The 23,558-nt window shown below is 37.3% G+C and carries 20 protein-coding genes; 14 read left to right on the forward strand and 6 right to left on the reverse strand.

Annotated elements, in window-relative coordinates:
- Positions 1–8: 8 nt before the first annotated feature.
- The 4 genes from ABDJ41_RS19545 to ABDJ41_RS19560 are packed head-to-tail and all read left to right on the forward strand — an operon-like array spanning position 9 to position 4,993.
- Positions 9–1,139, forward strand: coding sequence for a glycoside hydrolase family 99-like domain-containing protein (locus tag ABDJ41_RS19545; protein WP_349787794.1), 1,131 nt, complete (start codon positions 9–11; stop codon positions 1,137–1,139).
- A gap of 11 nt (positions 1,140–1,150) precedes the next feature.
- The gene (locus ABDJ41_RS19550; protein ID WP_349787795.1) at positions 1,151–3,010 is read left to right on the forward strand and encodes a glycoside hydrolase family 127 protein; all 1,860 of its coding nucleotides are present in this window, start codon (positions 1,151–1,153) and stop codon (positions 3,008–3,010) included.
- A 54-nt stretch (positions 3,011–3,064) separates the two neighbouring features.
- Complete coding sequence (locus ABDJ41_RS19555) at positions 3,065–3,763, forward strand: SGNH/GDSL hydrolase family protein (RefSeq protein ID WP_349787796.1); 699 nt, start codon at positions 3,065–3,067, stop codon at positions 3,761–3,763.
- 30 nt (positions 3,764–3,793) lie between these two features.
- Positions 3,794–4,993 carry an InlB B-repeat-containing protein gene (locus ABDJ41_RS19560; RefSeq protein WP_349787798.1) on the forward strand — a complete coding sequence of 400 codons (1,200 nt, stop codon included), beginning with the start codon at positions 3,794–3,796 and terminating at the stop codon, positions 4,991–4,993.
- A 51-nt stretch (positions 4,994–5,044) separates the two neighbouring features.
- Here ABDJ41_RS19560 and ABDJ41_RS19565 read toward each other — a convergent pair whose 3' ends face one another.
- The gene (locus tag ABDJ41_RS19565; RefSeq protein WP_349787799.1) at positions 5,045–5,521 is read right to left on the reverse strand and encodes an OsmC family protein; all 477 of its coding nucleotides are present in this window, start codon (positions 5,519–5,521) and stop codon (positions 5,045–5,047) included.
- A 115-nt stretch (positions 5,522–5,636) separates the two neighbouring features.
- On the opposite strand from ABDJ41_RS19565, the gene ABDJ41_RS19570 reads away from it, so the two are divergent.
- The 6 genes from ABDJ41_RS19570 (at position 5,637) to ABDJ41_RS19595 (ending at position 12,198) form a co-directional block, all read left to right on the forward strand.
- Positions 5,637–7,046, forward strand: a complete 1,410-nt coding sequence (locus tag ABDJ41_RS19570; RefSeq protein ID WP_349787800.1) for a phage tail sheath family protein — start codon at positions 5,637–5,639, stop codon at positions 7,044–7,046.
- A gap of 66 nt (positions 7,047–7,112) precedes the next feature.
- The gene (locus ABDJ41_RS19575; RefSeq protein WP_349787801.1) at positions 7,113–7,730 is read left to right on the forward strand and encodes a class I SAM-dependent methyltransferase; all 618 of its coding nucleotides are present in this window, start codon (positions 7,113–7,115) and stop codon (positions 7,728–7,730) included.
- A 131-nt stretch (positions 7,731–7,861) separates the two neighbouring features.
- Positions 7,862–8,068, forward strand: coding sequence for an EamA family transporter (locus ABDJ41_RS19580; protein WP_349787802.1), 207 nt, complete (start codon positions 7,862–7,864; stop codon positions 8,066–8,068).
- 101 nt (positions 8,069–8,169) lie between these two features.
- Complete coding sequence (locus ABDJ41_RS19585; protein WP_349787803.1) at positions 8,170–10,263, forward strand: M48 family metallopeptidase; 2,094 nt, start codon at positions 8,170–8,172, stop codon at positions 10,261–10,263.
- A 195-nt stretch (positions 10,264–10,458) separates the two neighbouring features.
- Positions 10,459–11,469 (forward strand): hypothetical protein, encoded by a 1,011-nt coding sequence (locus ABDJ41_RS19590; RefSeq protein ID WP_349787804.1) that lies wholly within the window; start codon positions 10,459–10,461, stop codon positions 11,467–11,469.
- Between the two features lie 339 nt (positions 11,470–11,808).
- Positions 11,809–12,198: a hypothetical protein gene (locus ABDJ41_RS19595; protein WP_349787805.1), complete on the forward strand. Its 390-nt coding sequence runs from the start codon at positions 11,809–11,811 to the stop codon at positions 12,196–12,198.
- Between the two features lie 146 nt (positions 12,199–12,344).
- Here the strand turns inward: ABDJ41_RS19595 and ABDJ41_RS19600 are convergent, their stop codons facing one another.
- From ABDJ41_RS19600 to ABDJ41_RS19615, 4 genes are all read right to left on the reverse strand, one after another.
- Positions 12,345–12,914, reverse strand: a complete 570-nt coding sequence (locus tag ABDJ41_RS19600; RefSeq protein ID WP_349787806.1) for an STN domain-containing protein — start codon at positions 12,912–12,914, stop codon at positions 12,345–12,347.
- 189 nt (positions 12,915–13,103) lie between these two features.
- Positions 13,104–14,150, reverse strand: a complete 1,047-nt coding sequence (locus ABDJ41_RS19605; protein WP_349787807.1) for a FecR family protein — start codon at positions 14,148–14,150, stop codon at positions 13,104–13,106.
- A 68-nt stretch (positions 14,151–14,218) separates the two neighbouring features.
- A complete protein-coding gene (locus tag ABDJ41_RS19610) occupies positions 14,219–14,779 on the reverse strand; it encodes an RNA polymerase sigma factor (protein WP_349787808.1) in 561 nt (186 codons plus the stop codon).
- Between the two features lie 66 nt (positions 14,780–14,845).
- Positions 14,846–15,934: an NAD(P)-binding domain-containing protein gene (locus ABDJ41_RS19615; protein WP_349787809.1), complete on the reverse strand. Its 1,089-nt coding sequence runs from the start codon at positions 15,932–15,934 to the stop codon at positions 14,846–14,848.
- Positions 15,935–16,060: 126 nt separating this feature from the next.
- Between ABDJ41_RS19615 and ABDJ41_RS19620 the strand changes: the two genes are divergently transcribed.
- Positions 16,061–17,023: a hypothetical protein gene (locus ABDJ41_RS19620; protein ID WP_349787810.1), complete on the forward strand. Its 963-nt coding sequence runs from the start codon at positions 16,061–16,063 to the stop codon at positions 17,021–17,023.
- A 43-nt stretch (positions 17,024–17,066) separates the two neighbouring features.
- Here the strand turns inward: ABDJ41_RS19620 and ABDJ41_RS19625 are convergent, their stop codons facing one another.
- Positions 17,067–17,948, reverse strand: coding sequence for an AadS family aminoglycoside 6-adenylyltransferase (locus ABDJ41_RS19625; RefSeq protein ID WP_349787811.1), 882 nt, complete (start codon positions 17,946–17,948; stop codon positions 17,067–17,069).
- A 610-nt stretch (positions 17,949–18,558) separates the two neighbouring features.
- Between ABDJ41_RS19625 and ABDJ41_RS19630 the strand changes: the two genes are divergently transcribed.
- The 3 genes from ABDJ41_RS19630 (at position 18,559) to ABDJ41_RS19640 (ending at position 23,558) form a co-directional block, all read left to right on the forward strand.
- Positions 18,559–19,143, forward strand: a complete 585-nt coding sequence (locus ABDJ41_RS19630; protein WP_349787812.1) for an RNA polymerase sigma-70 factor — start codon at positions 18,559–18,561, stop codon at positions 19,141–19,143.
- A 52-nt stretch (positions 19,144–19,195) separates the two neighbouring features.
- A complete protein-coding gene (locus ABDJ41_RS19635) occupies positions 19,196–20,152 on the forward strand; it encodes a FecR family protein (protein WP_349787813.1) in 957 nt (318 codons plus the stop codon).
- A 139-nt stretch (positions 20,153–20,291) separates the two neighbouring features.
- On the forward strand, positions 20,292–23,558 hold the full coding sequence (locus tag ABDJ41_RS19640) for a SusC/RagA family TonB-linked outer membrane protein (protein ID WP_349787814.1): 3,267 nt from the start codon (positions 20,292–20,294) through the stop codon (positions 23,556–23,558).

The following is a 23,558-nucleotide window of genomic DNA, read 5'->3' on the forward strand; positions in this document are numbered from 1 at the left end:
TGAACAACATGTATAAAATTTTTGTATATAGTATTTTTTCCTGTATTATATTTCTAACTACACAGTCTTCTTGTCAAAGCAAAAAACAAGAAGATCAGCCACAGGGACAAACAGAAAAAGTAAAAGTAGGAGCCTGGTATTTTGGTGGCTGGAGTTTTCCTGCAGATCAGAATGGCAATACCTTTCACATCAGTCCTAGTTTGGTAAGTAGTTTTTCAAACCGGGAGCCAGTTTGGGGCTGGCGAGAAGATAAAGCAGGTGTGATGACAGATCAGATTAATTACGCAGCGGATAGCGGTCTTTCCTTTTGGGGATTTTGCTGGTACGAAAATACACTGGTAGATGATTCCAAAACAATGGATAATCTGAATAATGCACTTGATTTATTTCTTAAAGCGCCAAATAAAAGTCGTCTCGACTTCTGTTTATTGTCTTGTTTCCCTGTTTCACCTGTAAACTGGGAGAAAATATGTGACAGAACGGTACCTTACTTTAAAGAATCTAATTATTTAAAAGTAGATGGCAAGCCGGTAATGGTATTTTTCAATACAGATGAAATTATCACTGGAATGAATGGTATCCAAAAAACACGCGAAGCAATTGCATTATACCGTAAGAAAGCACGGGATATTGGTGCCGGAGAAATTTTGATAGGAGCAAGGACAGGACCGAGGCCTTTAGACCCTACTTTTCAGAACAAGTATGCGGAATGTGGATTCGATTTTTTAACAACCTATAATAATGCCGACGATGGAAAAGTAAGTTCAGGAGCCAATGATTATTCAAAATTGCTGGAAGGAGATATGAAGTCATGGACAGGTATTTCAGCACATAGCTCTTTACCTTTTGTTCCTGTTGTAGGTGCCGGCTATGATATGCGCCCCTGGGCTATGGATCACCCTGCTCAACCTGCTTCCGACTATTGGTATACCGGCGTTACACCACAGAAGATCGCTGAACATCTTCGTACTGGTATACAATGGGTAAAGGCAAACGATAAAAAAGTGCCCGGCAATTTATTGTTTATGTATGCCTGGAATGAAAATGGAGAAGGTGCCTGGCTTACGCCCACTAAATCTGAAGGAAACGCAAGGCTGGAGGCCATAAAACAAGTTATAAAGGAGGAGTCGACTAAGTAATGAACGAGACTATGAGAAAGATAATTTTAATGTTGTTTTACATATTACCGTTCCAGGGAATATCGCAAATAAAACACGCACAGATAAAGCAGGTAGAATTACACGGACATATTGGTTCGCGAATAGATGCATGTATTGAAACAAATGTGATGTCGCAAGACATTGACCACCTGATTGAGCCTTTTAAGCATAAAACTGAAACAGAACGCTGGCAAAGCGAGTTTTGGGGAAAGTGGATGCTAGGAGCATGTCAATCCTATCAATATAGTAAGAACCCAGTATTGCTTAAAAAGATCAGTTATGCGGTGGATGAATTACTTAAAACACAGCTTCCAAATGGATATATAGGTAATTACTCAGAACAGTCGCAACTTGCACAATGGGATGTGTGGGGGAGAAAGTATTGTCTTTTAGGACTTCAGGCATATTATGATATTACAGGTGATCAAAAAGTTTTAACAGCCTGTCGCAAGTTGGCAGATCATTTAATGAAGCAGGTGGGTCCCGAGAATGCAGATATTGCCAAAATAGGTAACTATAAAGGGATGGCTGCAAGCTCTATCCTTGAACCGGTGATGTATCTATATAATAGAACTTCAGATTCCCGTTATCTTAATTTTGCAAAATACATTGTTGCACAATGGGAAAAGCCTAATGCATCTAATTTGATCAGCAAGGCTATTGCCGGAGAGCCTGTTGCTAAACGTTTCTGGCCATTTCCAAAGGCTAGTCATTGGGCATTAGGTGGACATAAGTCTTATGAAATGATGTCCTGCTATGTCGGTCTTTTAGAACTTTATAAGGTTACTAAAAACCGAACCTATCTTTCGGCTGTAGAGGCTACAGCAAATGATATCATGACCAATGAAATTAATATTGTTGGTGGGGCAAGCTCTACAGAGTGTTGGTATGAAGGTGCTAAAAATCAAACTACTCCTTCTTTCTTATCTATGGAAACCTGTGTTACTTTTACCTGGATGCAATTGTGTGATCGGTTGTTACAGATTACAGGAGAGGTGAAATACGCGGACCAGATCGAAAAGACAACTTATAATGCTTTACAGGCTGCTGCAAGAGTAGAAAATATGATGATTGCTTCTTATGTTCCACTTGAGGGTTTTAGAAGAGATGGAGAACGGCAATGTGGTATGGATATCAATTGCTGTAAAGCTAATGCACCCAGAGCCTTTACGATGCTTCCGGATTTCGCATTTCGTGTTTCGGAAAATAAAATAACCATGAACCTTTATACCAATTCAAAAGCACAGTTTATACTCAACGATAAAAAGAAAGTGAGCCTTAGCGTAGAAACCAGCTATCCTGTTTCAGATAAAATAAATATAACTGTACACCCAGAGCAGGAAAGTGTTTTCACATTGTCGCTCAGAATACCTGAATGGAGTAAACAAAATAGCCTGCTGGTAAATGGCGAAGAACTACCAGATGCGATGCTGCCAGGCGGATATCTGGAAGTTACCCGTAAATGGAAAAAAAACGATGTAGTCGTTTTGTCCTTAGATCTGCGTGGAAAAATGGTGGTGTTGAATAACCATATGGCAATTGTCCGCGGACCTGTTGTTTTGGCGCGTGACTCTCGTTTTAAAGATGGTTTTGTGGATGAAACCATTGCTATTGAACATGATAAAGATAATTATGTGCCTTTGGTTGCGCTAACAGATAAACCTTCTTCAGTATGGATGGCTTTCAGTGTAAACGCATTGACCAGTATTTATAACGGCGATAAAGAGTCGTTCAGAAAGATAAAACTATGCGATTTTGGCTCTGCCGGAAATGGGTGGGACGAACATGAAAGGTATAAGGTGTGGCTTACACGTACGATAGAAACGGCCGATAGGGGAACCTGGTGGTAGTTCTGTTCCATACTTCTTATTTACATTTTGATTTAAACTCATAACAATAAAAATATGACAGCTTTTAAGCTTTTAATATGTACAATTTTAACGCCTTTGTTTTTTTTAGTTGCCTGCGACAAAGTGAAAAGTGAAGAACCAGGCAAAGAAAGGCTACCTCAGAAAATTAAAAATGTAGTAATTCTGGGAAATAGTATTGTTGCTCATCCGGCAAAAACATCAATAGGATGGAATGCTGATTGGGGAATGGCGGCTTCTACGCGTGACAGTGATTTTGTGCACAGGTTAATTCACAAAATTCATAAGATTGATCCTGCGGTCGACATTCGGTATACCAGTATCGCACCTTTTGAACTCAATTATGAAACTTATGACCTCTCGCAATTGTCTGCCTATAGAAATGCTGATATGATCATTATAAAGATCTCTGAAAATGTGGATTTACAGACTGCTGACAAAAGAGGCTTTATCACTTATTATGATAAACTGATTAAATACTTAAATCCAGATCAGAAAAGTCAGATCATTATTTCAGATGGATTTTGGCCAAGCCCGGTTAATGAACTTATTAAAACATATGCAATTGATCATAAGTATCCTTTTGTGACTTTGCCTGATCTATACCGGGATGATGTAGCCAATTCGGCAAGGGGGAAGTTTGAAAATGAAGGCGTAGGTAACCATCCTTCAGACCAGGGCATGAGGAATATAGCAAACCGGATATGGGATTGTATTGCCGGGTATTTTCAGTAGATAGTCATTAACTCAATTATTTATAAAATTATGAAACTGTCATTAAAAAGAAGAGAGCTACTCACTTTTTTAAGTACAATAATGGTCTTGCTGACATTGTTTTCCTGCAAAAAAAGCGAAGAGGAAACCGTATATAAGGTAACACTAATTTCAAATGGGGGAACAAATATTGCCCCTGTTATGGTCAGCAAAGGGCAGGTCTTACCTAAGAAGAAGTTGTCTCCCAATCCTATCGTTAGTGATGGGGGAACATTTATTACCTGGTATGAGGATGCTGAGTTTGTAAAGGAATTTGATTTCAATACACCCATCACAAAAGACATCACCTTGTATGCCAAATGGTATTATAAGACTTTTAAAATTTCATTTGTAATGAATGGTGCTACAGCTAAAGGAGATGTAGATGTTGTTGAAGGTAAATACCTTACTGTAGATAAACCCGTTTATACAGGCTTTGTTTTTGTAAACTGGTATGAAGATGCGGGAATGACCAAACCATTTAATTTTAACGAACCAGTTAATTCCGATAAAACTTTATATGCAAGATGGGTAACACCATCACCTGCGGGATGGTTCTCTATTGATGCAAATGGTGTGTTAGTTGGATGTTCACCTGCAGCTGGTGCTACAACTGTAGTTGTACCAGAGGGTGTTAAGGTAATTCCTGCATGGTTTGTTTTAGCTAATGGTTTAAACGCCCCAGGAAAGCCAGGCTTCCCAACAGGTAAGGATATAAAGGAGTTTGTATTACCCGAATCCCTGGAATCTATTGGCGAGGGTGCTTTTAAATATGCAGGAATAACTACGATAACAATACCTCCAAAAGTAAAGATATTGGAACCAGTTACTTTTGAAGGTTGTAGTGATATGAAGAATTTTAGTTTCGCCGCTAATAGTACATTGGAACGGATTAAAGGTAACGACAATAACAACCCTGTTATTGAGGCTGCTGCTTTAACCAGCATATCATTCCCAGCTTCCCTAAAATTTGTAGGTAAATACACATTGTCGGGATGCAGTGCTTTAAAGATTGTAACGTTTGAACGTTCCGCTTCACCGGTAATATTTGATACGTTTTTACCGGGGGGCGGTGTATGGTTATTTGGTGGGTATTTTCCTGCTAAAATAAGAATGCCTTCAACGGTTATTGATCCTTTTGTTGCAGAAATGAGAAAGACGATGGGAGATTACGAATTTGAAAAAATGAAAGGCGCGCTGGAGGGGTATTAGCGATTTTTTTGAATTAAAATTTGAGCCGATTATTTTGTTTAATCGGCTCAATTATTCATGATCAGTTATGCAGGTCGGATAATGCTCTACTGGGAAATTACATGAATTGGCAATAAAACATAATTGATTGGCCTTTGTGTGCAATGACAAAGCTAAATCAATCTGATTAGCCTCAGAAATGATTACTTTAGGATTAAGTACTACTTTAGCAATGCGTCCACTTCCCTCAGTATTTACCTCGAGTATGGCTTCTGCATCATCTGAGTAGGATAGTACTTCAATTTTTTCTTTTTCGCAGCAATATAAATAAGACATCATGTGGCATGATGCTAAGCTGCTCAACAAAAGGTCTTCAGGATTGTATAAATCAGGATCACCTTTAAATGCTTTAGCTGCTGAAACATTTAAATCAGGTTTCCCTGCTATTTTAATTGAATGATTCTTTACTATTCTGCGATGATTAGCTAATTCGATGTCCGATTTAGCAGCCCATTTTAAGTCGATTTTAAAAATGTGATTTGAAGACATGTTGTTTTTTAATTGTATTTTCTATTTACCAGTCAGTAATAACAGGAATTTTTTTCTTCAATAACTCCAAAAATATTAATATTTTTAAATGCATGTCATTTAAAAAGTGCCTGTTATGGGGAAATTTAAAACACCCGGGGTTTATATCGAAGAAATTCCGAATTTACCTCCTTCAATAGTATCTGTAGAAACAGCAATTCCAGCATTTATTGGCTATACAGAAAAAGCTGAATGGAAAGAAAAAGATGATCTGAGAAATGTACCTAGAAGGATAACATCTATGCTGGAATACGAACAGTATTTTGGCTTTCCTGATCCGGAAAGAGGGAGTTTGTCAGTAGTTTTTGAGGCAAATGGTGAGGTGAATGCCAGAGTGGATGAAACAAAAAGGTCTAAATTTTTGATGCATTATTCGTTGCAACTGTATTTCGTAAATGGTGGCGGTGCCTGTTGGATATGTTCTGTCGGTAACTATGGAGGCAGTCTGGAAGGTCGGTTGGAAGTTCAAGATCTTAACAATGGATTAACTAAGGTCGCTGCTATAGATGAAGTAACGCTTTTGGTCTTTCCTGACGCTGTCAATTTGGAAACGAAGGAAGAATACTATGATATTCATATACAGGCCATCCTTCAAAGTACGTTTCTTAAAGATCGGTTTACTGTGATGGATGTATATCATACTGCTTCCAATTCATGGACTGTGGATATTTCAGATTTGAGAGCTGGTATGGCACTCAGCACTGCTGAGTTGAAATATGCTGCAGTATATTTTCCTAAATTATACACTGGAGTTGATTTTTATCTTCCTGCAGAAGATCCATCCATTGATGAGCAGATTAGTATTGAAGGCATACCTGGAGCTTCTAAACTTTCTGATTTAATAGCAGAAAATAAAGCACAATATTTATTGGCTAGAACTACATTAACCAACCTGCCAATGTTATTGCCTGTCTCGGCAGCGATAGTTGGAATATACGCGCAAATAGATAATACCAGAGGGGTATGGAAAGCTCCGGCTAACATTAATATTATAAATGTTATTCGTCCTGAGTTTTTGTTAACCCAGGATGATCAGGATGACCTTAATATAGATAAGGTCGCTGGAAAATCTATAAACGTAATCAGGAGTTTTTCTGGTCGGGGAACTGCAGTTGTCTGGGGGGCTCGTACATTGGCCGGTAATGATAACGAATGGCGTTACGTACCTATAAGAAGATTCTTTAATATGATAGAAGAATCTATAAAAAAGGCTACAGAACAATTTATATTTGAGCCCAATGACCGCAATACCTGGGTAAAGGTACAATCAATGATTGAAAACTATTTGACCACACAGTTTAAAGCTGGTGCATTGATGGGCACAACAACCAAAGATGCTTTCTTTGTGCACATTGGTTTAGGTCAAACTATGACTGGTCTCGATATTCAGGAAGGTAGAATGATTGTGAACATTGGCATGGCTCCAATTCGTCCGACAGAATTTATTATGCTGCAGATCATCCTGCGTATGCAAAATTCCGTTTAGGTAATATATTTTTAAATGAACCGTGTTTTGATGAATTAGCCTCCTTGTGGCTATCTTTGCCTGGAGATGAAAAGACAGCACATTCAGGATACTTTCGGAAATATTGACATTTACTTATTTGACCAGATACTTAAGGGCACTTACGACGATTGTGACATGATCTTAGATGCCGGTTGCGGAACAGGCAGAAACCTAGTGTATCTGTTGAAAAGCGGTGCGAATGTTTTTGGCGTAGATCAAAACCCGGAAGCTATTGCTCAACTAAGAAAGCTTGGGAGCTCATTTCCCCAGGTTGATCCGCAAGAGAACTTTAAGGTGGCTTCTGTAGAGCAGCTACCTTTTGAAAGTGAAACCTTTGATTTAGTCATCAGTAGTGCTGTATTACACTTTGCAGAAAACCTCAGTCATTTTGAAGCCATGCTGAATTCTATGTGGGACGTGCTCAAACCTGGAGGATATTTTTTCTGTCGGTTGGCCTCGAAAATCGGGATCGAATCCTTAGTCGGGTTTATCGGAAATGGCAGATACATCCTTCCTGATGGATCGGAACGCTTTCTGGTGAATCAGGAGATGCTGCTCGGACTGACCAAAAAGCTTGGCGGAGAACTTCATGAACCCATCAAATCTACTAACGTTCAGAACCTGAGGAGTATGACTACTTGGTGCGTGCGCAAAAGCGGTTAGCCTTACCTTGGCTTTTCATTGAATAATGATAATCATTTAGATGTAACTATTAATAAAAAAGCAAGATAACAATATCTGGAATATGATATTAATACTAGTTTTGAAATGTAACTCCTCTTAATAAGAACTGCATGCCGCCAAACATAAATAAAAAAGCTGCACCATTAATGGTTATCCTTGCCTTTGCTATTGTTTATGTGGTATGGGGATCTACTTATTTCTTCATTCAAAAGGCGTTGGCGGGCTTTCCTCCATTTATTCTGGGAGCTTTCCGTTTTCTGGCTGCTGGCTTTCTGCTCATCACCTGGTGCGCAATAAAAGGTGAGAAAATATACTAAAACCGCAAGAGAAAACCTTGCGGTTTTAGTATATTTAAATTTTTTGATAGATGATTATAGGTGTGTTAATTTTCTTTATTTTGTCTTAAAATTTAAACTCTATGCAAAATAACGTTCTCAAAGTTTCTGAAAATTTCAGAAAGATGGCTTTCAGATCAATCTGTTCCATTTTACTTTTCATATTAACTTATATCATTTTAATTGCTTTAGGTATCGGTGTAGTTTTTCTATGCGGCTTAGCAGCTTATGGTGTATTGATGATTTATCCCTCATTTATTACCGGCATGATAGCTCTTGGCTTTGTAGGTATGGGGTTCTTAATCTTCTTCTTCCTTATTAAATTCATTTTTAGCGGATCAAAGAAAGTTGATCGCAGTCATTTGGTAGAAATTACTAAGGCCCAACAACCAGCGTTATTTAACTTAATATCTGAGATTGTAACTGAGGTAAATACAGACTTTCCAAAAAAGGTATATATATCTGCAGATGTTAATGCATCTGTGTTTTATGATTCTAATTTTTGGAGTATGTTTTTTCCGGTCAGAAAAAATCTTCAAATAGGCTTAGGCCTTATGAATGCCATATCAGCAACAGAACTAAAAGCTATACTGGCACATGAATTTGGGCATTTTTCTCAACGTAGCATGAAAGTAGGAAGCTATGTGCATCACGTAAATAAGGTGATTTACAATATGCTTTATGAGAATGAAGGATACAACTCTATACTAGGTGGTTGGTCAAACATCAGCGCTTATTTTGCACTATTTGCTAAAGGATCTGTATTGGTTATACAAGGCATTCAATATGTTTTGACTAAAGTCTATACCGTCTTGAATTTAAATTATATGGCATTGTCAAGAGAAATGGAGTTTCATGCCGATGCTGTAGCTGCAAGCGTTGCCGGATCGCAGCCTTTAGTTAATTCATTATTGAGATTAGGCTTTGCCGATCAATCTTTAAATATCGTATTCAATTATTATGATGGTAAAATTCAGCATGCTCAAAAGCCTTTAAATTTATATCCTCAACATTCTTTCCTTCTCAACAGGATGGCAGCGTTAGAAGAGTTGCCGATACAAGATGATCTTCCTATCTTATCAGTTGATAGTTATAAAAAGTTTAACAGAACTAAATTGGTACTGGATGATCAATGGTCGTCGCACCCAAGTACAGAACAGCGGGTAGAAAAATTAAAAGCTTTAAATGAGCCAATAAAAAGCACCTATAGTGGAATTGCTATCGATTTACTCGTTAATAAGGAAAATCTGCAAGAGCAAATCACAGATCGTGTGTTTTTACATGTTAACTATGAAGTCGCACCAGCAACGGTAGGGCTCAAAGAATTTATAGATGATCATAAAAAAGACGAAGAAGACAATTCATATCCTACTATCTTTAAAAGCTATTATGATGACCGCGATCCATATAGTGATTATACGGAGGATGATTTTGAATCCCCAGTTTTAGATCAGCTTTTAATTTTTGATGAATTGATTAACAAGGAAACACTTGGAGATATCAATAGTTTGAATACAGCAAAAGCTGATAGAGATACGCTTGAACATATTCACAATGGCGTAATACAAATTGAAACTTTTGATTATGATGGTAGAAAGTATGATGCCATAGATGCTCATCAACTTGTTACTTTTTTAGAAGAAGAGATAGCCAGATATACTGATATTTTAAATAAAAAGGACTGTGATCTGTTCAGGTACTTCTTGAATAAAGCTATAGCGCAAGATAAACTGAATGGTTTTAAAACACATTCCTTGACTTTCCAGTCAAGCTCAAAAAATATACAAGTGCAAAGGGATGTGTATGCAAACCTAGCTGAGGCTACTATTTTTATGCAAAATACGACACCGTTCGATGAGATTATCCAAAATATGGTTCAGGTAAAAAAGATGGAAAAACCATTTAAAGAACAAATTAAGTTTCTATTGGAGGGTACCTTATATGAAGGGCATATTGATGACGAAATACGTGCAATATTTGAAGAGTATTTATCAAAGGACTGGAAATACTTTGGTAATGATCTTTACTTTAATCAGGAAGTTGATGTGTTGTATAAGGCTATGTTTAATTTTAGTGTAGTAGTATTTAAGTCGCATTTTAAGTTAAAGAAATCATTGCTTGAATTTCAAGCTTCTATGCTTGATAACAGCAAGAGCTTATCGGAGGTTGATATATAGAGGGTCACTTTATGATGAACGTAAATCGGCCTTTCTATAGAAGAGATTGAGTCTGTGGTGTAACATTAAAATCATTATTAATATTTACTAAGGTCACAGGAGAATTTCTTGTGACTTTTGTATGTTTAGATTATTTTAAGCTCCATCTTTTTTGCATATTTTAGATTAAATTTATGACGAAATAAATTCTGAATTATGCTCATTAAGATGTTTTTATTTTTATGTCTGCTAAGCAGCTCTGCAATCGCTCAAGTCAAGCCAGCCGATCTTTATGGTTCATGGGTAGCTACAGATGTGAGATATTTGAGTGGAGATGAATTACCTGATGAAAACATCCTGAAGTATAGTTATCAGAAGTATAGCTTCGTAGCTCCCAATAAATTCTACAGCTCTCCGGGTTACCACAGTTTAGGAAGAGAAATGTTGTTTAGCCTATCTGGCGATAAGGTGCAGTTCAAGTCTGCTGAAGGATATGTGATGAATGTAGTAAGGATATTGGAACATGAGGAAAATAAATTAGTCATTGTACACGCTTCCGTTCACGGACATGCAGACCCGATGGCGATAAAATATACATTTCACAGAGAGGAGATTTTGCAAAACGCTATGCCATTAACATCTGCCGATATATTCCTGGTAAATGGCACAGACACCATCTATCAATCCGGACAGAAAGTTTATGCACTTTTTAAAGAACCTGATTTTCGGGAATTTCTATCTTTTAATCTATATAAAAAGGGAATATCCGTAAAGTCAGGCGAGCTGCAGGCTAGCTTTATTGTCAGTAAAGAAGGAGTTGCCGATAGCCTTAAAATATTGCAAGGAATCAATCCCCGGTATGATAAAGTCTTTACTGACATATTTAATTCGGCAAAAAGAAAGTGGATTCCGGCTCAACTGAATGGAAAACCTGTGCCTGTTTTGATGCAGCAAAAAATGACGTATTTTACTTCAGATGAAACAATGCCCAGTTATTTTAATGGAAGAAAAGCTGATGAGGCATACCATAATGAAAACTATGAACTCGCGCTTCAATATTACAACCTGGCACTCGAAACCAGAGCAGATGACAAGGGTCATTTATATAAAAGAGGAATATGCAAGCAAAAGCTTGGTAATTTGCGCGGGGCATGCATAGACTGGCAAAAGGTTAAGGCTTTAGGGGGCGAGCAAGCAACTGTTCTGCTAGAGCGCTTTTGTAAATAAACATAAAAAAAGCTATATATAATTGCAGCCAACGGTGAACGTGTGGCAACCTTTTATTCGAAAAGATGCATGTAATGACTCCAACTTAATTGCGTCGACAGTGTCGACGTAATTGGAAACCGGCGATGAAATTGTCTTTAGCGTTCTCATTGCCTTAATCTTCATCAGGTATCTACAGCTCATACCAATAAATACGCAGTTGCAGGCAAAATCTCAGGCAGGCCTATTATGTGGGGTATCTAAATTAAAAATGTAAACGAAGATTTTATCAAAAAAACACTATTTTGGTTTCCCATTGTATGCTTTAAATTAATTAACGCTAATCATAATCTGCAAACCATGACTATTACTATTAAAGATGAGACTTTCTCTGGCAAGGTGCTTCAGGAGATTAACCTTGAATTTGCAACTGATTTTGTTACTGTTCAAGATATTATTACCAGCAGGGTAATAAAAGAAGTAGAAAACTACAACAGTAAACTTCCTGCTTATTTTAATGGACTGATAGAGCCTTCTGACGCTGAAAAAACATTAAATGGCTATAAATTAAAGCCAAAGAAGATAATAGATGCTGAGAAACAGGTATATGTTGCGCTGGACGCTTTTCAAAGAAACGTTTTTTTTGTGCTGATAGATAACCAGCAATCCGAAAGTCTTGAACAAATGGTTGAACTTAGTAAAAACACGACCATAAGCTTTATTAAACTAACACCCTTAGTAGGCGGATAGTTATGGGATTGATCAATAAAATTAAAAATGCATTGTTTAACAAAGATTTGGTGAATAATGTGGAAGAGATGTCTGAATTTGAACAGGTAATTACAGCATCTAGAATTGAGTATGCCAAAGAAAATTCCTATTTCTGGGATATCAAACTAAATAAGGTTAAAGTATATACTGATCGGGTTGCCACCTGGAATGATAAGAAAAGAGTAGACCTGTTCTTGTATGTGGTAACCGATATAGCTAAAAATTAACACGTCAGTTGGCTCGGGCAATGTAATTTGAAATTGCCCTTTTGAATCAGTCACAGCAGTAATAGAAGGATGCTTTTGCGATTTTACATTTACACCTGGTAAAGGGATATTTTGATCATCGGTTACTATTCCCTGTATCTGTAATGCTTTGGAAAGATTGTCAGCATTGAGCTTATCATTAGCACTAATCACAACAATATTTTTAATTACATTGAAGGTTAAAGGCAGTTTCTCTAATAGTTTAACCATCACATCTGAAATCTCAGCATTTTTAACGTCGATGCTTACCAGGTTTTTAAAGGGTACGACTTCATTGCTATAAGCAAATCTGTAGCTGGTTTTCTGCTCAATTGTTTTTAGCACATTGCTTAATGTGGTGTTCTTCAACTCAATTGTTACCCGGGATTGAGAATATAGAGAAGCTCTGGTGTGTAAAGTGAGCATCGCAAGTATTAAAAGTAGCTTCATTTTTAGAAAATGTTTTCGATAGCACGAGGCATAGTGGTTCTGAAAGAAAAGTTTGTTTTTCTTCATATATTTGTTTTGGATAGTTGGTTAATAAACAGATTGATATTTTCTCTTTCCGGGGAAATCATCAGGCATCAATTATCTTAACGGGGAATGCGCCAACATTTCCCGTTTGTAACTGACCTGGTTTCAATTCATAATTGTTAATTTTTTTCCATTCAGTTTGTAATTAAAGGGTTTAGAAATTTTCATTATATTAAGTATATCCTCCAGGCTTTCATCATCGAATATTCCAGTGTACCGGTATTCCATGATATGCTGATTTTTAAATTCAACGCTAATATCAAACCGTCTTTCCAGCATAATTGCTATATCCTTCATCTGGCAGTTTGAGAAAGCTATTTTGTTATCCATCCAGGCTGTTTCTACTAGTAGGTTTTTCTCATTCAGGTGTAGGAGATTATCAAGTTTAATTTTAGAGGTATTTTCTGTTTCAATACTGCTCTTGTTCGGTTCGGACTGATCTTTACGTACAGTAAGCTTTTCATTTGGTCGTAAAATGATATTTTCGGAAGGCCTGTCACTGAAACTGACTTCTATTCGTCCTTTTATAAGCGAAGTTTCGATAATCTGATCTTCTGGATAGCTTTTTACGTTGAAGGATGTGCCAAGCACTTTTATCCTAATTTTGTCTGTATGGATTATAAAAGGGTGCGCGGGATCTTTCTTTACATCAAAAAAAGCTTCTCCATCTAACCATACCTCCCGTATTTTACCTTTAAAGTTATCGGTGTATTGTAGCCGGCTATCAGCATTTATCCATACCGAACTGCCATCTGGAAGCTTAACCATAGTTTTAGATCCTTTTTTTGTTACCACCTGGCTTTTTAATGAATTGTCGAACCTAAATGGATAAAATACCAGGAAAAGAGATAAGCAAATGAGCAATAAACATGCAGTGGCAAGCCAAACCCGTTTATTGGAGGAGCGTAATTTAAAATTGGTAGCTGGGGCATTCGGAACATGGAGATGCATCTTTAAGGAATGTAATGCAAAAGCCTGTTCTGCTTTACTCAGTTCATCTTCAGATACTTCTTCGGGGGTAATAAATGAAAGGTACACCTTCTTCAACTCAGGATCTGCCTCCATGATTTTCCTCAATTGATCTAAATCTTTTTCACTGGCTTCACCTGCCAGCTGCCTACTTAAAAGTTTAAAAAAAATATCTTGTGGCATAGATTTCCTATTGTTTCAATTAAGAGACAATAAAATAGGAGGGAACCACCGGTCGGATAGAAAATATTTTAAGAATTTAAATGTTTTCTCATGTGGAAGGTAATCTTTTTCAATGCATTGGTCATATGACCTTCAATGGTATTGGTAGAAATACTTAAAATTTCAGATACTTGCTTATAACTAAACCCTTCATTTTTGACTAGTCTGTAAACAACTTGACATTTAGGGGGTAACGTATCAATAGCTTTCTTTAAACTCTGCTCCAGCTCTTTCTCAATGATATGGTTGATAGGTGTTTCGTTGCTTATGGGGAATGTCTCCAAATCATCTAATTCTACATAATTGTAGCCTTTATATTTTTTTAGGTGATTAAAAGCGGAATTTTTGACCAATGTGAATAGGTAAACTCTAAAATCTATCACCTGTTCCAATTTTGGGCCCATCAGCCATATCTTCATCATCGCATCGGCATACAGTTCTTCTGCAACTTCTTCTGAATGAATTATTGCTTTGGCAAAACGGATTACAGGAGTATAAAACAATACAAATAATTTGCGGTAGGCAGATTCATCTGAATTTTTTGCTACAGCATTTTGTAAGTTAGATATTTCTGTAAAATTGGGCAACATGCTTTAGTTTTGGACTTATCCTCTAGGGCTTTCAAACTTACTGATTTCTAATTAATAATACATCTATTACAATTTAAGATATTGAATCAACTCTATTGCTGCAGTCCGACCGGCACGATTTGCACCAATGGTAGATGCAGATGGACCGTAGCCTGTTAAATGGATACGTGGATCTTTAGCGACTTGTGTGGCTAATCTCCCAGACATTTCGATTCCGTTTTTATCATTCATTAACTTTAATGGGGCAAGGTGATTTAAAGAATGACGGAAACCGGTATTCCAAAAAATAACGTTAGCATCGAGTGTAGTCCCATCTTCCCATCGAACACCTGTTTCAATGATTTCTTTAAACATAGGTTTCCGATCTAAAATTCCTTTATTCAACATTGCTTCAATAGCAGGAGTGATGGGTAAGCCTGTTACAGAAACCACGGACTCGGGTGGCAAGCCTTCTCTTACTCTTTTCTCTACTAAAGCTACAGCTTCACGTCCTGCTTCCGGCGAAAATTCATACTTTCTAAAATCAGGTGATCGGCGGGCCACCCAGGTAGTTTTGGTTACAGCAGAAATTTCACCGAGCAATTGAATAGCTGAAATGCCGCCACCTACAACTATCACATGTTTTCCGATAAATTCTTCAGCATTTTTGTACTCGCCAGTATGCAGCTGTTTCCCTTTGAATTTTTCCCAGCCGGCATATTTAGGGCAGTGCGGGGTTTTCCAGGTACCAGTAGCATTGATCAATCCGCGAGCACTAAACTGAATTCCATTTGTTCGGACGGTAAATCGTCCGTTTTGCTCAGTAACATCAGTCACTCTTATAGGACGAATAATCGGAAGCCCAAAGGTTTTCTCATATTGTTCATAATATTTGGGAATTGCAATATTCGCTTGCAATTCTGTTTCCATAGTATTTACAGCATCGGAAAAAGCCATTCCAGGTAAGTCATTGATGCCATTTACATTGCTTAGTGTTAGAGAATCCCAACGATGTTGCCAGGCTCCACCTGGACTAAATTCATCATCTAATACAACAAAGCCTTTTCCAGGTTTTATTCCCTCTCTTTGTAAATTATAGGCTGCTGATAACCCCGCTTGTCCTGCTCCAATCACCACAATGTCTACTTTATAAAAAACATTTTTATCAGGAATCATAGATTAACTTTTTATAGGCTTTAACTTGATGAGATATAGGATAAATTTATTTAAATGTGTGGTTTAACACAATTATAAAAAAGACAAATACTATTTTTAGAAAATTAACCTAAAATACACATCCCTATGAAAATTAATTATTTTCCATTAGTTGCGTTAATGACGATACCAAGTTTTATTGCTTGCAACCAAAATCCATCAGGTACAAAAAGTAATACTGATGCCAAAGAAAATCTTATCAGTCAAATAAGATCATCAGAAAGTGCCGAAGTAAAAACGCTCTTTAAAGAAGGTAAAATAGATATACAAATCACCACACCGGGCACAGCTCTAGGCGAACTGCTGCAACAGATTGATCCAACCAAAGGAAATGTGGCTGGACAAATGAAAGTCCTGGCCGAAAAGCTTTCTCCAAAAGAACGGGAAGTACTGGAAGCACAAAATAAGAAGGTAGGCATCATGAATCTGGCCATATTGATGATTCCTCTTAAATCTGAGATTTACCTCAAAGGAGCAGAAGCCACGGCAAAATTTGATGCGATGACTTTTCATGGTGAAAACAATGTTAATGAGGCAAAGAAAGAAGGAACGATGTACATTAAATCTCAAAATAGTAACAAGGATATGACCATTAGATACACTGGTGACAGTTTTCATGAAATGGCTAAGAATGAACTTAAAAATGAAGATTACTACATCGAAAAAACTAACGAAACCAGTATTGTAGCAGGTTACAACTGTACTAAAAGTGTATATACTTTAAAGGAGTCTGTACCCACCAATAATAAGCCAGGTGGTATTCCTGCTTCTTCTGTATATAGGCTTGAAGTATGGACCTCAACCGAAATGCCAAAGTCAGTAAATTTTCTCCACCCGCTATACATCAAAGAAGATGCAGGTATTATGAAAATACTAATTCAGTATGAAAAGGATAACGGTCTTCAATTCCTATATGAATTTACCAAGGTTGAAAACAGAGCAGTAACTCCAGCTGAAATGCAGATCAAAAAAACAGAAAAAATCTATGATTTCGGAAAAGATAAGATGGCTGTTGGAATGCAAATGATGGGAGTTGTATTTGGGATGTAGCAGATAATCGCATAGAAACAAAAAGTGGTAGTGGATGTTCTTTCTAAATTCTTATGAAAGTCGCGTTTAAATATTTCCTTATATCTGTTTCCAATTTGAAAGGATATTCATAATTCAGTTTTTCTGATAAATCAGTTCCAATTTCTGATACCAAATCTGCCATAGCGAACAATGCATTCCAATTTTCATTTATATTTTTCCCTGAGAAGGTTTGTTCTATTTTTTCCCATATTTCAGAAGTTAGATATTTTTTAAAGAGCCTTCCGTATTTATTGGTTGTGATGTTCCAATCGTGTTGATTGGCGATATGCCATTCAATTAATGGGATAATGTAATCAGTTCTAATATTGCTTTCCGCCATGAATTTAGCATAGAAAATTTCATCTCTTGCTAAACATTTTGCTACATAGGTTGTGTCCCACCAGAAGTCATTTAAAAGTTGTTTGAATTTTTGTTCTGTAGGTTTTTTAATAATGGAAACCTGATGAGTAGCTTCCTTCATGTTTTTCGTTATGCCGTCTTTATCAATCAACACTTTATAGCCAATGTCCCAATCTTCACATAATTCATTTTGATCTACTTGTTCCAGAAAATTAGGGACGCTATATAGTTTGAAATCTACTTTTATATAATCATCGTACAATACCATTTTCATGGCATGCTTATCATCGAAAGAGCTTTCATTCTCCTCAATCATTGCAATAGGATTTCCGAAAAGATTTATCCAGTCTTTGCTGGAGATGTATTTGGCATTATCTTCAAAGACAAGTTCAATATCCAAATCACTATGTTCATCAATAGGAGCTAAAGGATTTACAAGAGAACTTGTGAGCAAAACAGTTCTTATATCTTTATTGCTTTTAGACCAATCAATGATAGTTTCCAATTTTTCTTTTCTTAAGTCTGTTTGCCGCTTGTTTTCCATAAGGTTCTTGTTTCTATTGTCAGATCTACATTTATGTATACTATTCTATATAATACCAAGGTATATTAAATAAACCTTTTTTTAAATCGATTTTGACCATTTGTCCAATTTGAATTTCTTCATATTGGCTCGATGCAACAGAAATTTCCTCATTGTCGTAATGGTGTCCCCATGGTGCTACTTTTACATAATAAGTAGTACTCCTTCTTCCTTTTGAAATTCTCTTGTCAACAACTTCCACGTCATAAAATGTAGGCTAAGGTTTGTCGTAAGTACAGTTAGCGCAATATGTTCCTGCATAACTGTATAAAAATATATTAAAAATAAGTGAGGCGTATATCCATGTCGTAGAATAGGAACCACAATCCAAGTCCCATTGTAATATATTCTAACCATTGAAGTTTATGAAAAGTTAATTTGGAGAACTTTACTTTACTGCGCTTTTCATTGTGTTTTGGTTTTGACATTGGCGTTATTTTAAATAGTATGAAACGGCCAAGATAAGATAAAGTAGAAATTTTCATATTGTGAACTAATTTAAAATCATTTCGACGTCAAATTTTGCATTATTCATGTACTTGCGTATCTTTCACAACATAACCAAATAACATTGAATACAGGGGTAAAGAAGGGGGCACTTGCCTCCAGAGAGATGAGCAGTGAGCGTAAGGATATAGCTTTTAAGGAGCAATTTAAGCTGTATGCACCTAAAATTTATCATTTTGGGATGTCTTACTTAAAGTCTGTACATGATTCGGAAGAACTAGTTCAGGATGTATTCATGAAAGTTTGGAATCAGTATGAATTGCTTGATGAAAACAGAAATACAAAAGCCTACATTTTCAAGATTGCCGTTAACTTGATCTACGACCAGTTGAGAAAACGAAAGCTCGACAAACTTGCTGCAGAGTTAACTGCATTGCAGGCCGTAGAACTTGAGGATACTACATGGAATACATTAAGTTTTAATGAATTGCAATCCCAGATTGATACACTGATTTTGCAAATGCCTGATCAACGCAGACTGGTTTTTACCTTGAGCAGGGTAGAAGGTCTTAGTTATGAAGAAATTGCTAAAAAGCTGAACATTTCTATTAGAACCGTAGAGAACCAGGTGTACAGGGCATTGGCCTTTTTGAAGCTACATATTCACACTAAATACCTCCTTTATTTAATATTCTATTATTTATACTAATTTTTTCAAATGTGAGTGAGTACCTGAGCTTCCCCATCCGTATTAAGTTGGTATGCACAGAGAAGATCCCCAGGATAAAATAAGCCGTTCTTTCTATGAACCCGAATTAGAGTTTGAGGTAAAGAAAGATTTGTATCAGTTTTTAGAACGTCAGCCCGAGTCACATGAAGGTGATCCGGATTTCGACCCGTTGTATGATAGGCTATGTCATAAAATCGCTGAAGAAGTAAAACAAAAACAGCGAAAGAAAGTGATCAAGCTTATCAGGTATGTGCTTACCAGAGCGGCTATTTTTTTATTGGGTATTCTCAGTTACGCACTGGTTTTACATCCGTATTTCTATCCAAAAGCAGCAACTGAATTGACATTAATTGCCCCGGGAAATGCCCTAAGCGAAGCGATTTTACCGGATGGTACTAAGGTTTTTCTAAATGCAAAATCTAGCATTCGCTATTACCAGGACGAAAAGACCAAACTTCGGGAAGTATTCTTAACTGGTGAGGCCTGGTTTGATGTACACAAGGATAAAGTTCATCCTTTTGTAGTAAATACCTCCGGCTATAAAATACGGGTTCATGGGACCAGATTTAATGTTCGGGCATTCCCGGGCGATCAGGAGATCACCACTACTTTACAACATGGGTCAGTAGAGATTCTGCCACGCGATGAAAAACAAGAGCTGAGTTCTGTGATTTTAAAACCAGGACAGAAGTTTGTCTTTTCGCCTGTAACAGGAAAAGGAGTTGTATCAACAGTTCAGGCTGGTTTTGCTTCTCTCTGGAAGGAAAAGGAAATCCGTTTTGAGAATAAGAGCTTTAAAGATTTACTGGAAATGCTGGAAGGAAGGTATAACGTCCGATTTGTAGTCATGAATAAGGAACTATTTAATTACCACTACGACGGAACGATCCGAGATGAAAACTTAACTACAGTTCTGGATATCCTTAACCAAACTTTGCCTTTCAGTTACCATATGCAAGCAGATGGAAGTATTCAGATTAAAAAATAAAAATGATCGCTTACCTAAACAAATGCCTATGTAAAAGATAAATGTACATATCAAAAAAGTGCCGAAAGAAGGGTCGAAGAGTCTTTCGGCACATAAGACCAACTCAAAAGGATTTTAGAATTAATCTTTATTTAAAACTATGCAAAAAATAAATAAAAACTACCTATTAGTTTTGATCTGTTTGTTTTGCCAGCTATTTATTGCTGATCAAACAAATGCACAAAGTAGAAATGGAATTAGCCTGGATTATGATCAGGTTAAAATTACAGATGTACTAAAGGCAATAGAACAAAAAACACCATACCGGTTTTTCTATCAGCGAGAACAATTGGATGTGAACCGTAAGGTGAGTATTCATGTGAAAAATAAGTCTGTTCAGGAAGTGATGGGAGTTTTGTTCCCGGATAAATCAATCATCTACAACATTCAAAAAGATAACCTTATTGTTCTAAAGCCAAATCTTTCTGTTGTAAAAGGAGAAGGACAAAATAGGAAGATAACGGGACAGGTTACCGATGTAGCAGGAATTTCACTTCCTGGAGTTTCCGTGAAAGTGAAGGATTTTGGTGTAGGTGCAACTACAAATGGTAATGGCCGCTATGAGATCATGATGCCTGAAGGAGCGATTTCGATAGTATTCTCTTATATGGGAATGGAAACTCAGACCTTAAATCCGGGAACAAAGGGAACACTTAATGTAAAATTGGAAAGTACTGCGACGAGTTTAAATGAGGTAGTGGTATCCGTAGGTTATGGATCTGTAAATAAAAAAGACCTGACTGGAGCGGTAGCAACTTTAAAAACGAAGGATTTTAACAAAGGGCTGGTTGCCAACCCAGTAGAGTTGATGCAAGGCCGTGTATCGGGAGTCAATATCATTACCAATGGTGGGGAGCCTGGTGCTGGAGCGATGGTCAGGGTAAGGGGATCAAACTCCATTCGTTCAGGACAAGATCCTTTGTATGTAGTGGATGGCGTGCCCTTGGATATTACTGATATACAGCCTTCTGGGGCGACCATCTCAGGTGCGGGCAGTAATGCCACTAAAAACCCTTTGAACTTTCTGAATCCGGATGATATTGCCTCTATGGACATTCTTAAAGATGCATCCGCAACAGCGATTTATGGCTCCAGAGGTGCAAACGGGGTAATTCTCATTACCACCAAAAAGGGAAAATCAGGGAAAGGAGTGCTCAATTATACGGCAACGGGTTCTGTTTCAACCTTACCTAAGCAATTGGATATGATGGATGCAGGAGCCTTTAAAAGCTATCGTGCTTCAAAAGGAATTACGGAAGGTGATTATGGAGCAAATACCAACTGGCAAGATGAAATTTTCAGAAATGCTTTTGCTCAAAATCATAACCTTTCTTATGGTGGTGGTAACGATAACGGAAATTACCGTGGTTCAGTAAGTTATCTGGATCAGCAGGGAATTGTAAGAAAAACGGGGCTGGAAAAATTGACCTCCAGGTTTAACATTACCCAAAATCTGATCAACAACAGATTGAAGATAGAGGCAAACTTAACTGCAGCCAGAACCAAAGATCAAAGGGTGCCAATCGGGGAGACTGGTGGTTTTGAAGGAGATGTGATTCTTTCTGCTTTAAAGATCAACCCAACACTTCCAATTTACAAGCCTGATGGCAGCTATTATCAGATGAGTAAAGATGTGAGAAATCCACTGGCTATGATCAACCTTACCAATGATGTCAATCAAAATGACCGCATTCTGGGAAATATTACCGCTTCCCTTGACCTGATCAAAGGTTTGAAATATAAAATAAATCTGGCGACTGATCATTCCAATGCTTCCAGGAAAGTGACACAGCACCATAGCCTGATCTACTTGAGCAATAAAGGAACCGTAGACATCAGTAACGTGGAGCAAAATAGTAATCTGATGGAGAACTTTCTTACCTATGATTTTAATCTGGGGAATCAGCATAAATTCAACGCACTTGCTGGACACTCATATCAGCAGTTTAAGGCACAGTCTTACAAATTGAGCGAGGAAGGATTTACAATTGATGATTTTGATTATATCAATGACCTGAGTTTGGGTAATTTCAAACAAGTATCTGTAAGTTCATCAATCATTAAGAATGCATTACAATCTTTTTTTGGTAGGTTAAATTATAATTTTAAGGATAAATACCTGCTTACCGCTACCATGAGAGCGGATGGCTCTACTAAGTTTGGAGCCAATAACAAGTATGGCTATTTCCCTTCTGCATCCGCTGCATGGAGATTGAATGAAGAGAACATCTTTAAACAACTTCAGGTATTTAGTAATTTAAAGCTACGCGCAGGATGGGGGATCACCGGAAATCAGGAAATTCCCAATAAAATTTCTCAGATTCTGTTAGGTTCATCTGGTGGGGCAATCCTGGATGGCTCCAGCAAAAATGTAGTTCAGGGAATTACACTTACCAGGACGCCAAATCCCGACATCAAATGGGAAAAGACGAGTCAGGTGAACGTAGGATTGGATTTTGGTGTGCTGAATGGCAGGATAAACGGTACTATAGATTATTTTGACAAGCAAACCAAAGATGTATTGTTGGAAGTATTCTCGATTGCACCTGCGCCAACAACAAAAGTGTGGACCAATGTACCAGATATGAACATTAGAAACCGGGGATTGGAGCTGTCACTGAACGGTTTAATTATAGAAAAAGAAGAGTTGAAGTGGGATTTAGGACTGAATTTTACCACTATTAAAAACCGGGTTTCGGGATTACCAATGAGTCAGATTACCACTGGGTCTCCTAGTGGACCTGGAATCACTGGCTATTCTTCACAGGTCATTAAAAATGGTTCTTCTATAGGCACTTTCTGGGGCCGGAAATTCCTGGGTTTTGATGACCAGGGTAACAGCAGGTTTGAAACGGATGAGAATGGTGTAGAGATTCAGCAAAATCTGGGCTCGGCATTGCCCCGTTTTAACTATGGCATCAGTACCAGTCTGGTGTATAAAGATTTTGACCTGAGTATGGCATTAAATGGAGTTTATGGTAATAAAGTATATAATAACCTGGCAAATATTATCAATCAGAATACCCTCATTGCTAAAGAATGGAATGCCACTAATGAGGCGATAAAAACCAATGAAAACCCTAATGGTACACTAACTTATAGTAGTCGATTTATCGAAAATGGGTCTTACCTACGCTTATCAAATGCTACTTTGGGTTATACCTTTAAACTAAAAAATGTAGAGTGGATCAGTAAGGTACGTCTTAATTTGAGTGGAAATAACCTTTTTGTGATCACAAAATATACCGGTTATGATCCTGAAGTAAATGCTGACCACTCTTCTGGTGGTGTTCCTTCTATTGGTATAGACTGGACCACTTATCCAAAAGCAAGAACTGTTGTTTTTGGTGTAAATGTAGAATTCTAA

The sequence above is a fragment of the Pedobacter sp. ASV1-7 genome, from assembly GCF_040203335.1.
Lineage (GTDB): Bacteria > Bacteroidota > Bacteroidia > Sphingobacteriales > Sphingobacteriaceae > Pedobacter.

Bases quoted from the DNA above. Each gene is read 5' to 3' on its own strand.
- ABDJ41_RS19560 (WP_349787798.1), top strand. From the start codon at position 3,794: ATGAAACTGTCATTAAAAAGAAGAGAGCTACTCACTTTTTTAAGTACA.
- ABDJ41_RS19605 (WP_349787807.1), bottom strand. From the start codon at position 14,150: ATGCCACAAGATATTTTTTTTAAACTTTTAAGTAGGCAGCTGGCAGGT.
- ABDJ41_RS19550 (WP_349787795.1), top strand. From the start codon at position 1,151: ATGAGAAAGATAATTTTAATGTTGTTTTACATATTACCGTTCCAGGGA.
- ABDJ41_RS19615 (WP_349787809.1), bottom strand. From the start codon at position 15,934: ATGATTCCTGATAAAAATGTTTTTTATAAAGTAGACATTGTGGTGATT.
- ABDJ41_RS19640 (WP_349787814.1), top strand. From the start codon at position 20,292: ATGCAAAAAATAAATAAAAACTACCTATTAGTTTTGATCTGTTTGTTT.
- ABDJ41_RS19625 (WP_349787811.1), bottom strand. From the start codon at position 17,948: ATGGAAAACAAGCGGCAAACAGACTTAAGAAAAGAAAAATTGGAAACT.
- ABDJ41_RS19545 (WP_349787794.1), top strand. From the start codon at position 9: ATGTATAAAATTTTTGTATATAGTATTTTTTCCTGTATTATATTTCTA.
- ABDJ41_RS19565 (WP_349787799.1), bottom strand. From the start codon at position 5,521: ATGTCTTCAAATCACATTTTTAAAATCGACTTAAAATGGGCTGCTAAA.
- ABDJ41_RS19580 (WP_349787802.1), top strand. From the start codon at position 7,862: ATGCCGCCAAACATAAATAAAAAAGCTGCACCATTAATGGTTATCCTT.
- ABDJ41_RS19555 (WP_349787796.1), top strand. From the start codon at position 3,065: ATGACAGCTTTTAAGCTTTTAATATGTACAATTTTAACGCCTTTGTTT.
- ABDJ41_RS19635 (WP_349787813.1), top strand. From the start codon at position 19,196: ATGCACAGAGAAGATCCCCAGGATAAAATAAGCCGTTCTTTCTATGAA.
- ABDJ41_RS19590 (WP_349787804.1), top strand. From the start codon at position 10,459: ATGCTCATTAAGATGTTTTTATTTTTATGTCTGCTAAGCAGCTCTGCA.
- ABDJ41_RS19575 (WP_349787801.1), top strand. From the start codon at position 7,113: ATGAAAAGACAGCACATTCAGGATACTTTCGGAAATATTGACATTTAC.
- ABDJ41_RS19600 (WP_349787806.1), bottom strand. From the start codon at position 12,914: ATGAAGCTACTTTTAATACTTGCGATGCTCACTTTACACACCAGAGCT.
- ABDJ41_RS19570 (WP_349787800.1), top strand. From the start codon at position 5,637: ATGGGGAAATTTAAAACACCCGGGGTTTATATCGAAGAAATTCCGAAT.
- ABDJ41_RS19595 (WP_349787805.1), top strand. From the start codon at position 11,809: ATGACTATTACTATTAAAGATGAGACTTTCTCTGGCAAGGTGCTTCAG.
- ABDJ41_RS19620 (WP_349787810.1), top strand. From the start codon at position 16,061: ATGAAAATTAATTATTTTCCATTAGTTGCGTTAATGACGATACCAAGT.
- ABDJ41_RS19585 (WP_349787803.1), top strand. From the start codon at position 8,170: ATGCAAAATAACGTTCTCAAAGTTTCTGAAAATTTCAGAAAGATGGCT.
- ABDJ41_RS19610 (WP_349787808.1), bottom strand. From the start codon at position 14,779: ATGTTGCCCAATTTTACAGAAATATCTAACTTACAAAATGCTGTAGCA.